Below are 13,896 nucleotides of genomic sequence, written 5' to 3' on the forward strand. Positions count from 1 at the left end.
ATGAGTACGAAAGTGATCAGCCTGGTTTCCATCGGTGCCCACCCAAGCTCCGGGCGCGCCCGGCGCGCCGAGCAGGATGCCCGCGCCGTGGAACTGGGGTTGCAGCTGGCTGGGGATAACTTGCAGGTGGTACATGCTGGCAATCCACAGGAGGAGGCTTTGCGCGCTTACCTGGGCATGGGCCTGGACCATCTTGACGTGCTGGAGCAGCCGGCCGGTGCCGATGTGCTGGGCGTGCTGGGGGATTACCTGCGCGACGCCGGAGCACAGCTGGTGCTGACCGGTAGCCAGGCCGAGACGGGTGAAGGGTCGGGCATGTTGCCATTTCTGCTGGCCGAAAAGCTTGGCTGGCCGTTGATCGTGGGGTTGGCCGAGGTGGAGTCGATCGAGAACGGCACCGCTCAGGTATTGCAGGCCTTGCCGCGGGGCCAGCGGCGCCGGCTGAAAGTGCGCCTGCCGTTGCTGGCGACTGTGGATAACGCTGCGCCCAAGCCGCGCCAGAGCGCATTCGGGCCGGCGCGACGTGGTGTGCTGGCGGCGCGTAATGTGGCCATTGTCGAAGATGGGTTGCTGGCCGATGCCGAGCTGCAACCGGCCCGCCCTCGGCCCAAGCGCCTGAAGGTGATCAAGGCCAAGAGCGGTGCAGACCGCATGAAAGCAGCAACAGCCAAGGCCAGTGGTGGCGGTGGCAAGGTGCTGAAGGACGTTTCGCCACAGGAAGGTGCTGAGGCCATCCTCAAGCTGCTGGTGGAAGAAGGCGTGCTGCGCTAAGACCTTTACTGGCCTCATCGCCGGCAAGCCAGCTGCCACAGGATCAACACTGCCTACGGGTTCAGTGAAATACCTGTGGGAGCTGGTTTGCCGGCGATTGGCCCTGACAGACTAATGATGTTCCCTGGCTACTTTGAACGCCCACTACCCCAATGCCCCGCCCTTCATCGAACCACTTCACAATGCCATCCTGGCGGCTGTGTATAAGTCACTTCTGGGTAATGCCAAAGTAGTCGCCATTACCCCATCACATCGCTGCATTTCACGAAACTGGCAGCACTATCAGGTACGCCTGTGTTTTGCCCACGGAATCTGTTCGCCAAGGTGTGGATAAAGTGTTGGTGCATGGCTGGGGGCCACATATAACGGGGCTTACAGAGTTTTGATCATAAACTGATCAACTCTGAGCCGGCTCCTCAGACACAGATATGCGTGCCTCCAACGGGTTTTGCCCACAATCGCTGTGAGCGGGTCTGTGGATAATCTGTTCGGCACTGCCTGAAAGCCGCGCAGGTCATGGCGTGTGAGGAGTTGATCAGAAAATGATCAAATAGGGGTGAATGCCTCCTGATCCATGATTATCAAGGCCTTGAGTCGTTTATCCACAGACCAGAGGCTGCATTGCCGCGTTTTGCTCACAAACTCTGTTGGTGTCTCTGTGGACAAGGTGTATGAACATCGCTGTAGCCCAGAAAGCATGAGGCCTTGACGTGATTGGTTGAATAGTGACCAGTTGCTGGCCTGTTATTTTTGCCAGTACGCAAACGCAAATTTCCTCATTACCCTGTCCACACGCTTCGTGACTTGTGGATAACCATGACGACATTCCTGCTAAGCATCGACCGCCAGCACTCTGTACTGGGTAGGGGGCGTCACGAGGCGCGCGCTTTTTCGCCTTACGGTGCCTTGAGCACGGCACTGATACCAGGGCTGGCTTTCTGTGGTCAGCATCCGGATCCGCTGACAGGCTGTTATCCGCTGGGCAATGGTCGCCGCTTCTACAGTCCGAGCCTGAGGCGGTTCATCAGCTCTGACTCGCTAAGCCCGTTCGGCAAGGGAGGTATCCATGCATACGCCTATTGTGGCGGCGATCCCGTGAATCGCCATGACCCGAGCGGGGCGTTCTGGGGCGTCGTGCTCAGAATCGTTGGCGTGGCGTCCAGCGGTGCTACGTTGTTCGGCTCGTTGGCACGTACTGCCAAGAATGTAGTGGGGCGCAGGGCCGCTTTCTGGGCCAACAATAACCCTCCGGGGGGAGGCGGGCTTGTGCCCTCCGTGCGCCATCAGGAGCTGCCTCATGCATCCAGGGTCTCGAATCAGCAGTTTTTCATAACCGGGAGCGCTGGGGTAGCTGGGCAGTTGGCTGCTGCGATCTCTGGTGTGACGCCTGCCTTCCAGACAGCAACAGATGTATTGGGCGTGGTGAATTCAGTTACCAACCTGAGCGGCGGTTCGATAGGTAACTTTGCTGCAGCACGTGAGGTAGGGAGTTACTTATGGGCAAACCCACGTGAAATTCCCGTGGTCGCTCTGGAGACTTTCATGGATGTGACGATGGTGGACGAGGTGTTCGCTAACGTGGGCCGGGGGTTTACAGCAGTAGCGGAAAGGATAAGGTCAGCGCGCCCGACCCCGCACGACGTCACCGTGTAGCGTCAGGCGCGGGTGTCCAAACGTCGGCCGACGCGCTCCAACTCGCCAGGCAAGTGGAGCGCGGCAGCCTAACGCTAAATACTCACTGCGCCTTCACCTCTTTCAGGTATGGAGCAGGCTCTGCACCCAAGTTGGCCAATACACGGTCGCTGTACCAGTCAATGAAGTTCACCACACCAAACTCGTAAGTCTTCGAGTAAGGCCCCGGCTGGTACGCCGTGGAGTTGATGCCACGCTGGTTTTCTTCCGCCAGGCGGCGGTCCTGGTCGTTGGTGGCGTCCCACACCTTGCGCATGCGCTCTGGGTCGTAGTCCACAGCTTCCACGGCGTCCTTGTGCACCAGCCACTTGGTGGTGACCATGGTTTCCTGGGCGCTGATCGGCCACACGGTGAACACGATCATGTGGTCGCCCATGCAGTGGTTCCACGAGTGCGGCAGGTGGAGGATGCGCATCGAGCCCAGGTCCGGGTTCTTGATGCGGCCCATCAGCTTCTGGCAGGCCTGCTTGCCGTCCATGGTCATCGATACCGTGCCTTTGAGCAGCGGCATGCGCACGATACGGTTACGCAGGCCGTGGCTCTTGTGCAGGTACGGGATCTTTTCGGCTTCCCAGGCGGCGGCCGAGGCGGCCACGTGGTCCTTGAATTCCTGGCTGGCGCGCGGGTCGTTGGTGTCGTCCCACTCCAGCAGGGTTTGCAGCAGCTCCGGGTGCGAACCGCTGCAGTGGTAGCACTCGCGGTTGTTCTCCAGCACCAGCTTCCAGTTGGCCTTTTCCATCAAGGTGGTGTGCACCGCCACCTTGGTGTTCTCCATGTCGTACGGTTCCATGTAGTGTTCCAGGGTAGCCAGGAACTCGTCGATGGCAGGCGGGTTTTCTGCCAGGCTGATGAAGATATAGCCACCGGCCACCTTCACATGCACCGGCTTCAGGCCGTACTCCTTCATGTCGAAGTCGGCGCCCATTTCGGTGCCGGCGAACAGCAGGCGGCCGTCCAGTTCGTAGGTCCACTGGTGGTAATGGCAGACCAGCTTGGCCACCTTGCCTTTGTCGCTGACGCACAAACGCGAACCACGGTGGCGGCAGACGTTATGGAAGGCGTGCACCTTGCCTTCGGCACCACGCACCACCAGGATCGGGTTTTTGCCGATCTGCAAAGTGATGTAGTTACCTTTCGCCGGAATTTCGCAAGTCATGCCAGCGATCAACCATTCTTTCTGGAAGATCTCCTGCATGTCGATCTGGAACAGACGCTCGTCGGTGTAGAAAGGCTGGGGCAGCGAGTAGGTGCGCTCGCGGGTCTGCAGCATCTCGGCGGTAGCCTTGCGTGCAGGTTCAAGTGGATCGCCCAGGCTCAGGGTTGCGGTGACGTCCATCGTGTATTCCTCGGGGCCGTGTGCGGCCGGCAAAAGGTGGCTAATCGTTGTTGTTGCCGCAAGGCGGTTATCAGCGGCTTTTTGTTTAAACAGCAGGCTTGTTTATTTGCCGTGGAGTGTGCGTCCGAAGACGCCGCGAACCGTATCCATGGGCGACATGGCCGAATTGAATTACGACGCGCCAGCCCTTGTAGCGCGGGGCTGGTCGCGATAAGCACGCCGATGTCGCTGGCAGGAATGTACGTCGCTCTCAGCTTGCGCATTATCCAAGCCATAAAAAGCCCGATAGTCGGCTGCTGGAGATGAACATGTCCGATACCTTCCTCAATCCGGTCACCACCCAGACCTGGGCCAACGGCCGCCACATCGTGCGCTGCGTCAAGGTCATCCAGGAGACCTGGGACGTGCGCACTTTCTGCTTCATGGCCGATCAGCCGATCATGTTCTTCTTCAAGCCCGGGCAGTTCGTCACCCTGGAGCTGGAGATCGAAGGCAAGCCGGTGATGCGCTCCTACACCATCTCCAGTTCGCCGTCGGTGCCGTACAGCTTCTCGATCACCGTCAAGCGCGTGCCGGGCGGCCTGGTGTCAAACTTCCTGCACGACACCATGCACGAAGGCGCCGAGCTGCCGGTGCATGGCCCGGTGGGGCTGTTCAACGCCATCGATTTCCCGGCGGGCAAGGCGCTGTACCTGTCGGGCGGTGTGGGCATTACCCCGGTGATGTCGATGGCGCGCTGGTTCTACGACACCAACGCCAATGTCGACATGGTGTTCGTGCACAGCGCCCGTTCGCCGAAAGACATCATCTACCACCGCGAGCTGGAACAGATGGCTTCGCGCATCCCCAACTTCAGCCTGCATATCATTTGCGAAAAGCATGGCCTGGGCGAGCCATGGGCGGGGTACCGCGGTTACCTGAACCAGCGGCTGATGGAGCTGATTGCGCCGGACTACATGGAGCGCGTGGTGTTCTGCTGCGGCCCGACGCCTTACATGACGGCAGTAAAGCGCATGCTCGAAGCGGTCGGCTTCGACATGAAGAACTACCACGAGGAGTCGTTCGGCGCGACGCCACCAGAGGCCAAGGCAGATGCAGTGGAGCACGCCGAGCAGGCGGCCGATGCACCGGAGCTGGATATTTCCGACCTCAACCTGGTGGAGTTCATCGGCAGCGACAAGAGCATCCGCGTTGCCCCGGGCGAGACCGTGCATGCTGCGGCAGCCAAAGTTGGCCTGATGATCCCGAAAGCTTGCGGCATGGGCATCTGCGGCACCTGCAAGGTGCTCAAACTGGGCGGCGAAGTAGAGATGGAGCACAACGGCGGTATTACCGAAGATGATGAAGCCGAGGGCTACATCCTGTCGTGCTGCAGCGTGCCGAAAGGGGATGTGCGGATCGATTACTGATCCACTGATCCGAGATTGCCTGGGGCTGCTTCGCAGCCCATCGCCGGCAAGCCAGCTCCCACAGGTACTGCACACGCGGTCGATGTGGGAGCTGGCTTGCCGGCGATGGGCCGCAAAGCGGCCCCGACTTTTTCAGGTGCGGAAACGGGCTACCAGACCATTAAGGTCAACCGCCAGGCGCGACAGCTCTGCACTCGCCGCACTGGTCTGATGGGCACCGGTAGCGCTCTGCACCGACAGGTCATTGATGTTCACCAGGTTGCGGTCCACTTCCCGCGCCACCTGCGCCTGCTCTTCCGCCGCGCTGGCGATTACCAGGTTACGTTCGTTGATTTGCGCGACCGCACCGGCAATGGTGTCCAGCGCCATGCCGGCCCCTTTGGCGATGTTCAGCGTCGACTCGGCGCGCTCGGTGCTGGTGCGCATCGATTCCACCGCCTCTTCCGTACCGCCTTGAATGCTGCCGATCATCCGCTCGATTTCGCTTGTCGACTGCTGGGTGCGGTGCGCCAGTGCGCGCACCTCATCCGCAACCACGGCAAAACCACGGCCCGCTTCGCCGGCACGCGCCGCCTCGATGGCAGCGTTGAGCGCCAGCAGGTTGGTCTGGTCGGCCAGGCCACGGATCACGTCGAGTACCTTGCCAATGTCGCGCGACTGTTCGGCCAGGTGAGTGATCAGTTTGGCAGTGGCCTGCACATCACCGCTCATGCGCTCGATGGCGCCCACGGTCTCCATCACCAGGTCGCGACCGTCACCGGTGGAGCGGCTGGCTTCACTGGACGCTTCCGAGGTGCTCACGGCGTTGCGCGCCACTTCTTCCACAGCGCTGGTCATTTCGGTGACGGCGGTGGCGGCCTGTTCAATCTCGTTGTTCTGCTGTTGCAGGCCACGGGCACTTTCGTCGGTAACGGCATTCAGCTCTTCGGCGGCTGAGGCCAGCTGGGTGGCAGAGCCTGCGATCTGCTGCAGGGTGTCGCGCAGTTTGTCCTGCATGCGGGCCATGGCGCGCAGCAAACGCGCGGCTTCATCGGTACCCTCGGCGCGGATGACATGGGTCAGGTCACCGTCGGCGACTTGCTCTGCGCACTTGAGCGCCTCATCGATCGGCTTGACGATGCTGCGGGTCAGCAGGAAGGCGCAGGCGAAGGTCAGCACGGTGGCGGCAACCAGCAGGCCGATAACCAAGGCAAAGGCCGCAGCGTATTGGCTGGCGGCTTTCTCGTTAGTGGCGCGGGTCTGGTCGGTGTTGATGCGCACCAGCGTGTCCATGACCTTGTTGATCTGTTCGGAGTTGGCCAACAGGTCGCGGTTGAGCAGGTCGCGCAGTTCGTCGACGCGGTCGGCCTGGCTCAGGCTGCGCATGCGCGATTCCAGTTGGCGGTACTGTTCAAGCAACTGGCCGTACTGGTCGAACGCGGCCTGTTCGTCGGCGGCGCCGATCATTGGCAAGTAGGCCTGGCGTGCGCGGTCGATCTGGCTGTTGCGCTGGGCCAGCAGGTTGAGGGTATCGCTTTGGATTGCAGGCTCGCGGTTGGTCAGCAGGCGGTAGGAGAGGGTGCGCATGCGCAGGTTAAGCGCGGTGATTTCGTCGAGGATCTTGATGCTGGGCACACTGACTTGCTCGATGGCCACGCCCGCCTGACGGATGTTGCCCATCTGCACCAGCGAGAAGACACCGAGGCCAAGCATCAGCAGGCCGATAAGCGCAAAGCCGAGCAGCGCGCGCGGGGCGATATTCATGTTACGTAGAGACATGGAGAGGAGGATCCAGGCAAGGGATAAAGAGTGCGCAAAGTGCGACAAAACATGACTTGCCGGGCTATCGGTCGTGACTGGCCAGTCTTGAGTGCAACCCGCAAAAATTGTGAGGTAGCTAACCTTTTCCTGACCGGCGGTTGACCCAGGTCGGAACAAGGGGGTGATTACCCTGTCAATCTGCGGGCCAGACACCTTGTGAATCCGATTTTTAATGGCGATGGGCCGCGCTTTTCTTTATCGTGTGCGCCCCTCGCAACAACCTGAGATAGACCCATGCTGGAAGCTTCCCTGAATCAAATCGAGCAACTGGTCAGCGACCTGATGCAGAAAAACGCTCAACTCACCGAGCAGAACACCACCCTGGGCACGCAACTGGCCCAGGCCAAGGAAGAGAACGAAACCCTGCAGCTGTCGCTGATGGAGCAGGAAGAGAAGAACGGCAGCACCGCCGCTCGCCTGCAGGCCCTGGTTGATCGCGCCAGCGCTGGCGTTGTTGGCGCATGAGATTGCATGAGCAGCCGGTCAATGTCGTGTCGATTCTCGGCATCGACTATTCGATCAAGGCGCCCGAAGGCCAGGAAGAAACCCTGGCCCAGGCGGTGCGGATGCTCAACACCGCCCTGAACGAAACCAAGCGTCAGTACCCGACCCTGATCGGTGACAAATTGCTGGTGCTGGCTGCCCTTAACCTGTGCTCCAAACAGGTTGAACTGCAGAAAGAACACCAGCAGACCCTTGCGCGTACCCAGGCGCAGATCGACGCCACGGTGGACGCCATCGTGCGGACTATTGCAGAGTCCTGATCGATAGCTGAAAGGCCCAAGGCCGCTCCTCCATGGGTTATGCCTTCCCCTGTAGGAGCAGCCTTGTGCTGCGAATGGGCTGCGCAGCAGCCCCAAAGCCCCAAAGCCCAACTCATTGTTCCAGGTCACTGGATTAACTGGATACGCAAGTGTATACACTTCTCGCAAAACAATAATGTGCGGGGGAGTAGGGGCATGCGTATCTGGCGTAAAAGCATCCAGTGGCAGTTGATCACCAGCATGGGCGCCGCCCTGCTGGCCAGCATCCTGGTGGTGGTCATCATCTTCACCGTGGCGCTCAACCGCCTCACCGACCGCTACCTGGTCGACACTGCCCTGCCCGCCAGTGTCGAGGCGATCCGCAACGACATCGAACGCATGCTCGGCCAGCCACTGGTGGCTGCGGCGGACATTGCCGGCAACACCCTGCTGCGCGACTGGCTGGCGGCCGGCGAAGACCCCGCCCAGGCTGCGGCATTCATCGAATACCTGGGCGCCGCCAAACAGCGTAACCGGGCCTTCACCACCTTGTTTGCCTCGACCGAAACCGGCCACTACTACAACGAGAATGGCCTGGACCGCACCCTCAGCCGCAGCAACCCCAAGGACAAATGGTTCTACGGCTACATCGACAGCGGCGCCGAACGGTTTATCAATATCGACATTGACGGTGCCACTGGCGAGCTGGCGCTGTTTATCGACTATCGCGTGGAAAAGGCTGGCAAGCTGGTGGGCGTGGCCGGCATGGGCCTGCGCATGACCGAGCTGTCGCAGCTGATTCACGACTTCAGCTTTGGCGAGCATGGCAAGGTCTTCCTGGTACGTAACGACGGCCTGATCCAGGTGCACCCGGACGCTGCTTTCAGCGGCAAGCGCCAGCTCGCCGAGCAGCTCGGCACGGACGCTGCCAAGGCCGTGATGACCGGCGGCGAAGGCCTGCGCAACAGCCGTTTCAGCCGTGACGGCGAGCGCTACCTGGCGCTGGGCCTGCCCCTGCGTGACCTCAACTGGACGCTGGTGGCCGAGGTGCCGGAGTCGGAAATCTACGCACAAATGCATCAGGCGGTATGGCTGACCAGCCTGATCGGTGGCGCCGTGGCGCTTGTGTCGCTGCTGCTGGTGGTGCTGCTGGCGCGGGGCCTGGTGCGCCCTGTGCGCCGCGTTACCGCTGCGCTGGTGCAGATTGGCAGTGGCGCAGGCGACCTTAGCCACCGCCTGGATGATTCGCGCCAGGACGAACTGGGTGACCTGGCCCGGGGCTTCAACCGCTTTCTCGACAGCCAGCGCAGCCTGATTGGCGAGGTGTTGCAGACTTCCGAACGGCTGCATCGGGCGGTTGAGCAGGTGACCCAGGTGGTGGAAAACACGGCCGAGCGCTCCGGGCGACAGCAGGAAATGACCGAAATGGTTGCCACTGCCGTACATGAAATGGGCCTGACCGTGCAGGACATTGCCCGCAATGCCGGTGATGCAGCGCAGGCCTCGCAGTCGGCACGGGATGAGGCCTTGCAGGCGCGCGAGGTGGTACGGCGTTCAATTCAGGGCATCGAGGGCATGTCGGGCGACATCGGCAAGGCAGCCGATGCAGTCAGCCAGTTGGCCAACGAAGTCGCCTCTATCGATGAAGTGCTGGCGGTTATCCGCAGTATTTCCGAGCAAACCAATTTGCTGGCGCTGAACGCCGCTATCGAGGCTGCGCGGGCAGGGGAAATGGGCCGCGGATTTGCTGTGGTGGCCGACGAAGTGCGCACGCTGGCGCGGCGCACGCAGCTATCCACCGACGAAGTGCAACAGATGATCCAGCGCCTGAAGCAGGGCGCGGGTTCGGCGGTGAGCTCGATGCAGGCGGGGCAGCAGGCGACCGGCAGTGGGGTGGAATCGAGCCAGCGTACCGGGGCGTCGCTGGGGGCGATTACCGACCAGGTGGAACACATCAGCGACATGAACCATCAGGTGGCCACGGCGACCGAAGAGCAGTCGGCGGTGACTGAGGAAATCAACCGCACGGTGCAGGGCATTTCCGACCTGGCGCGGGAGACGGCGGCAGAGGTGCAGGGCTGCCGTGAGGAGTGCCAGGCGTTGCGTGGCTTGGCTGATGACCTGGCTCGGCAGATGGGCGGGTTCAGGCTTTAGATCGGTGTGGGCTTCATCGCCGGCAAGCCAGCTCCTACAGGATCACCACAGGCCTGAGCCTTGTGTGGTCCATGTGGGAGCTGGCTTGCCGGCGATTGGGGCCTGTCAGGCGGTGATGATGCTGCGGATATCCGCCGCCAGCTCGCGCACCCGCTCTTCCTCGGTATCCCAGGAACACATGAACCGCGCCCCGCCGCTGCCGATAAAGGTATAGAACCGCCAGCCCTTGGCGCGCAGCGCTTCAATCGCGTGCTCCGGCATTTGCAGGAACACCCCGTTGGCCTCCACCGGGAACATCAGTTCCACCCCCGGCAAGTCACTCACCAGCAACGCCAGCAGCTGCGCGCAATGGTTGGCGTGGTTGCCATGGCGCAACCACGCGCCATCTTCCAGCAGGCCCACCCACGGCGCGGACAGGAAGCGCATTTTCGACGCCAGTTGCCCGGCCTGCTTGCAGCGGTAGTCGAAGTCCTCGGCCAGTTGGCGATTGAAGAACAGGATCGCCTCGCCCACCGCCATGCCGTTCTTGGTGCCGCCAAAGCACAGCACATCGACGCCGGCCTTCCAGGTCAGCTCAGCCGGGCTGCAGCCCAGGAACGCGCAGGCATTGGTAAAGCGCGCGCCGTCCATGTGCAGGTTCAGGCCCAGCTCCTTGCAGGTGGCGCTGATGGCCTTGAGCTCATCGGGGCGATACACGGTGCCCACTTCGGTGGCCTGGGTGATGGTCACCACGCGTGGCTTGGGGTAGTGGATGTCCTGGCGCTTCAGTGCCACTTCGCGGATCGACTGCGGGGTCAGCTTGCCGTTGACGCTGGCCGCCGTCAGCAGCTTGGAGCCGTTGGAGAAAAACTCCGGCGCGCCGCATTCGTCGGTTTCGACGTGGGCAGTCTCGGAACAGATCACGCTGTGGTAGCTCTGGCACAGCGAGGCCAGGGCCAGGGAGTTGGCTGCGGTACCGTTGAAGGCGAAAAACACCTCGCAGTCGGTTTCGAACAGGTTGCGGAAGTATTCCGAGGCGCGCTCGGTCCACTGATCGTCGCCATAGGCGCGGTCGTGGCCGTGGTTGGCCTTCTCCATCGCCGCCCAGGCTTCGGGGCAGATACCGGAATAGTTGTCGCTGGCGAATTGTTGGCTCTTATCTGTCATGACACGGTCCTGTGAACGACGCAGAACAGCACTCTAAACCATCGATTCAGCACTTGCCTATACAACCGGTACAGCGATTTCTGTTCATTCTGGGCCGGCCTATTCGCGGGCACGCCCGCTCCCACAATGGTCCTGCACACCCCAATCACTGTGGGAGCGGGCGCGCCCGCGAAGGGGCCAGCATGGGCGGCACAAAGAGAATGTCGTAAACGCGCCATTGCAAGGCGTGCGCAGGCATCTGACCCGCCCCCGCCAGTCATACCATCGCCACAAAGGGCCACAGTGCCCCACGACAAAAAACGATCGCTGCCGGGAGATACACGATGTTCAGCAAGCAAGACCAGATCCAGGGTTACGACGACGCACTGCTGGCGGCGATGAATGCCGAAGAACAGCGCCAGGAAGATCACATCGAGCTGATCGCCTCGGAGAACTACACCAGCCAGCGCGTCATGCAGGCCCAAGGCAGCGGCCTCACCAACAAATACGCCGAAGGCTACCCGGGCAAGCGCTACTACGGTGGCTGCGAACACGTGGACAAAGTAGAGGCCCTGGCCATCGAGCGCGCCAAGCAGCTGTTCGGTGCCGACTACGCCAACGTCCAGCCGCACTCCGGCTCGTCGGCCAATGGCGCCGTCTACCTGGCCCTGCTGCAAGCCGGTGACACCATCCTCGGCATGAGCCTGGCCCACGGCGGTCACCTGACCCACGGCGCAAAAGTGTCGTCCTCGGGCAAGCTGTACAACGCCGTGCAGTACGGCATCAACACCGACACCGGCCTGATCGACTACGACGAAGTCGAGCGCCTGGCGGTCGAGCACAAGCCGAAAATGATCGTTGCCGGTTTCTCGGCCTACTCCAAGACCCTCGACTTCCCACGCTTCCGCGCCATTGCCGACAAGGTCGGTGCGCTGCTGTTCGTCGACATGGCCCACGTAGCCGGCCTGGTTGCCGCTGGCCTGTACCCGAACCCGATCCCGTTCGCCGATGTGGTGACCACCACCACCCACAAGACCCTGCGCGGCCCTCGTGGCGGCCTGATCCTGGCCAAGTCGAACGAAGAGATCGAGAAGAAGCTGAACGCCGCTGTATTCCCGGGCGCCCAAGGCGGCCCGCTGATGCACGTGATTGCCGCCAAGGCCGTGTGCTTCAAGGAAGCGCTGGAGCCTGGCTTCAAGGCCTACCAGCAGCAAGTGATCGAAAACGCCCAGGCCATGGCCCAGGTGTTCATCGACCGCGGCTACGACGTGGTGTCCGGTGGCACCGACAACCACCTGTTCCTGGTCAGCCTGATCCGCCAGGGCCTCACCGGCAAAGATGCCGACGCCGCCCTGGGCCGCGCGCACATCACCGTCAACAAGAACGCCGTGCCGAACGACCCGCAGTCGCCGTTCGTCACCTCGGGCCTGCGCATCGGCACCCCGGCCGTCACCACCCGCGGCTTCAAGGTTGCGCAGTGCGTGGCCCTGGCCGGCTGGATCTGCGACATCCTCGACAACCTCGGTGACGCAGACGTCGAAGCCGATGTGGCGAAGAACGTCGCGGCGCTGTGCGCAGACTTCCCTGTTTACCGCTGAGTGGAGTAAACGACCATGCAACGCTACTCGGGCTTCGGCCTCTTCAAACACTCCCTCAGCCACCACGAAAACTGGCAGCGCATGTGGCGCACGCCAACCCCTAAAAAGGTTTACGACGTGGTTATCGTCGGCGGTGGCGGCCATGGCCTGGCCACGGCCTACTACCTGGCCAAAGAGCACGGCATCACCAACGTTGCCGTGATCGAGAAAGGTTACCTGGGCGGCGGCAACACCGCCCGTAACACCACCATTGTGCGTTCCAACTACCTGTGGGACGAGTCGGCGCAGCTGTACGAGCACGCCATGAAGCTGTGGGAAGGCCTGTCCCAGGACATCAACTACAACGTCATGTTCTCCCAGCGCGGCGTGTACAACCTGTGCCACACCCTGCAGGACATTCGTGACTCCGAGCGCCGCGTCAGCGCCAACCGCCTCAACGGTGTCGATGGCGAGCTGCTGAACACCGCCCAGGTCGCGGCCGAAATCCCGTACCTGGACTGCTCGAAGAACACCCGTTACCCGATCCTTGGCGCAACCGTTCAGCGCCGTGGTGGCGTGGCCCGCCACGACGCCGTGGCCTGGGGCTATGCCCGCGCTGCCGACGCCCTGGGCGTGGACCTGATCCAGCAGACCGAAGTGATCGGCTTCCGCAAGGAAAACGGCGCGGTCATCGGCGTGGAAACCAACAAAGGCTTCATCGGCGCCAAACGCGTCGGCGTGGTCACTGCCGGTAACTCCGGGCACATGGCCAAGCTGGCCGGTTTCCGCCTGCCGCTGGAATCGCACCCGCTGCAAGCGCTGGTATCCGAGCCGATCAAGCCGATCATCGACAGCGTGATCATGTCCAACGCCGTGCACGGCTACATCAGCCAGTCCGACAAGGGCGACCTGGTAATCGGTGCCGGTATCGACGGCTGGGTCGGCTACGGCCAGCGCGGTTCGTACCCGGTGATCGAGCACACCCTGCAGGCCATCGTGGAGATGTTCCCCAACCTCTCTCGCGTGCGCATGAACCGCCAGTGGGGCGGCATCGTCGACACCTCGCCGGACGCCTGCCCGATCATCACCAAGACCCCGGTCAAGAACATGTTCTTCAACTGCGGTTGGGGCACTGGCGGCTTCAAGGCGACCCCGGGTTCGGGCAACGTCTTCGCCGCGAGCCTGGCCAAGGGCGAAATGCACCCACTGGCCGCGCCGTTCTCCATGGACCGTTTCTACAACGGCGCACTGATCGACGAACACGGCGCCGCCGCCGTCGCCCACTAACC

General features: G+C 62.0%; 11 protein-coding genes and 1 pseudogene. 8 read left to right on the forward strand and 4 right to left on the reverse strand.

Annotated features, from left to right (window positions below; genetic code table 11):
• Together etfB and WF331_RS09505 are read left to right on the forward strand one after the other, a co-directional pair.
• Entirely contained in the window at window positions 1–771 is a 771-nt protein-coding gene (etfB, locus tag WF331_RS09500; RefSeq protein ID WP_284361997.1) for an electron transfer flavoprotein subunit beta, read from the forward strand.
• 816 nt (window positions 772–1,587) lie between these two features.
• Window positions 1,588–2,424 carry an RHS repeat-associated core domain-containing protein gene (locus WF331_RS09505; protein ID WP_284361995.1) on the forward strand — a complete coding sequence of 279 codons (837 nt, stop codon included), beginning with the start codon at window positions 1,588–1,590 and terminating at the stop codon, window positions 2,422–2,424.
• Between the two features lie 82 nt (window positions 2,425–2,506).
• Here WF331_RS09505 and gbcA read toward each other — a convergent pair whose 3' ends face one another.
• Window positions 2,507–3,799, reverse strand: a complete 1,293-nt coding sequence (gene gbcA, locus WF331_RS09510) for a glycine-betaine demethylase subunit GbcA (RefSeq protein WP_340622842.1) — start codon at window positions 3,797–3,799, stop codon at window positions 2,507–2,509.
• Between the two features lie 308 nt (window positions 3,800–4,107).
• Between gbcA and gbcB the strand changes: the two genes are divergently transcribed.
• Window positions 4,108–5,208 (forward strand): glycine-betaine demethylase subunit GbcB, encoded by a 1,101-nt coding sequence (gbcB, locus tag WF331_RS09515; protein WP_340622843.1) that lies wholly within the window; start codon window positions 4,108–4,110, stop codon window positions 5,206–5,208.
• A gap of 132 nt (window positions 5,209–5,340) precedes the next feature.
• Here the strand turns inward: gbcB and WF331_RS29295 are convergent, their stop codons facing one another.
• Both WF331_RS29295 and WF331_RS29300 read right to left on the reverse strand, forming a co-directional pair.
• Window positions 5,341–6,213, reverse strand: a complete 873-nt coding sequence (locus WF331_RS29295; RefSeq protein ID WP_408002852.1) for a methyl-accepting chemotaxis protein — start codon at window positions 6,211–6,213, stop codon at window positions 5,341–5,343.
• Window positions 6,196–6,966: pseudogene (locus WF331_RS29300) on the reverse strand (MCP four helix bundle domain-containing protein); the annotation flags it as partial. The pseudogene WF331_RS29300 and the gene WF331_RS29295, both read right to left, overlap by 18 nt.
• A gap of 276 nt (window positions 6,967–7,242) precedes the next feature.
• Here WF331_RS29300 and WF331_RS09525 point away from each other — a divergent pair.
• From WF331_RS09525 to mcpH, 3 genes are all read left to right on the forward strand, one after another.
• A complete protein-coding gene (locus WF331_RS09525) occupies window positions 7,243–7,473 on the forward strand; it encodes a hypothetical protein (protein ID WP_016497626.1) in 231 nt (76 codons plus the stop codon).
• Window positions 7,470–7,772, forward strand: a complete 303-nt coding sequence (locus tag WF331_RS09530; RefSeq protein ID WP_286112029.1) for a cell division protein ZapA — start codon at window positions 7,470–7,472, stop codon at window positions 7,770–7,772. The genes WF331_RS09525 and WF331_RS09530 overlap by 4 nt, the downstream gene beginning before the upstream one ends.
• A gap of 195 nt (window positions 7,773–7,967) precedes the next feature.
• The gene (gene mcpH, locus WF331_RS09535) at window positions 7,968–9,905 is read left to right on the forward strand and encodes a methyl-accepting chemotaxis protein McpH (RefSeq protein ID WP_016497627.1); all 1,938 of its coding nucleotides are present in this window, start codon (window positions 7,968–7,970) and stop codon (window positions 9,903–9,905) included.
• Window positions 9,906–10,010: 105 nt separating this feature from the next.
• On the opposite strand, the gene WF331_RS09540 is transcribed toward mcpH, so the two are convergent.
• Window positions 10,011–11,051 (reverse strand): threonine aldolase family protein, encoded by a 1,041-nt coding sequence (locus tag WF331_RS09540; RefSeq protein ID WP_016497628.1) that lies wholly within the window; start codon window positions 11,049–11,051, stop codon window positions 10,011–10,013.
• Between the two features lie 323 nt (window positions 11,052–11,374).
• Between WF331_RS09540 and WF331_RS09545 the strand changes: the two genes are divergently transcribed.
• On the forward strand, window positions 11,375–12,628 hold the full coding sequence (locus WF331_RS09545) for a serine hydroxymethyltransferase (RefSeq protein WP_016497629.1): 1,254 nt from the start codon (window positions 11,375–11,377) through the stop codon (window positions 12,626–12,628).
• Between the two features lie 15 nt (window positions 12,629–12,643).
• Window positions 12,644–13,894 (forward strand): sarcosine oxidase subunit beta family protein, encoded by a 1,251-nt coding sequence (locus WF331_RS09550; RefSeq protein ID WP_016484536.1) that lies wholly within the window; start codon window positions 12,644–12,646, stop codon window positions 13,892–13,894.
• Window positions 13,895–13,896 lie beyond the last annotated feature (2 nt).

Origin of the sequence: Pseudomonas sp. YNh (assembly GCF_037993085.1) — a bacterium.
GTDB lineage: Bacteria > Pseudomonadota > Gammaproteobacteria > Pseudomonadales > Pseudomonadaceae > Aquipseudomonas > Aquipseudomonas putida.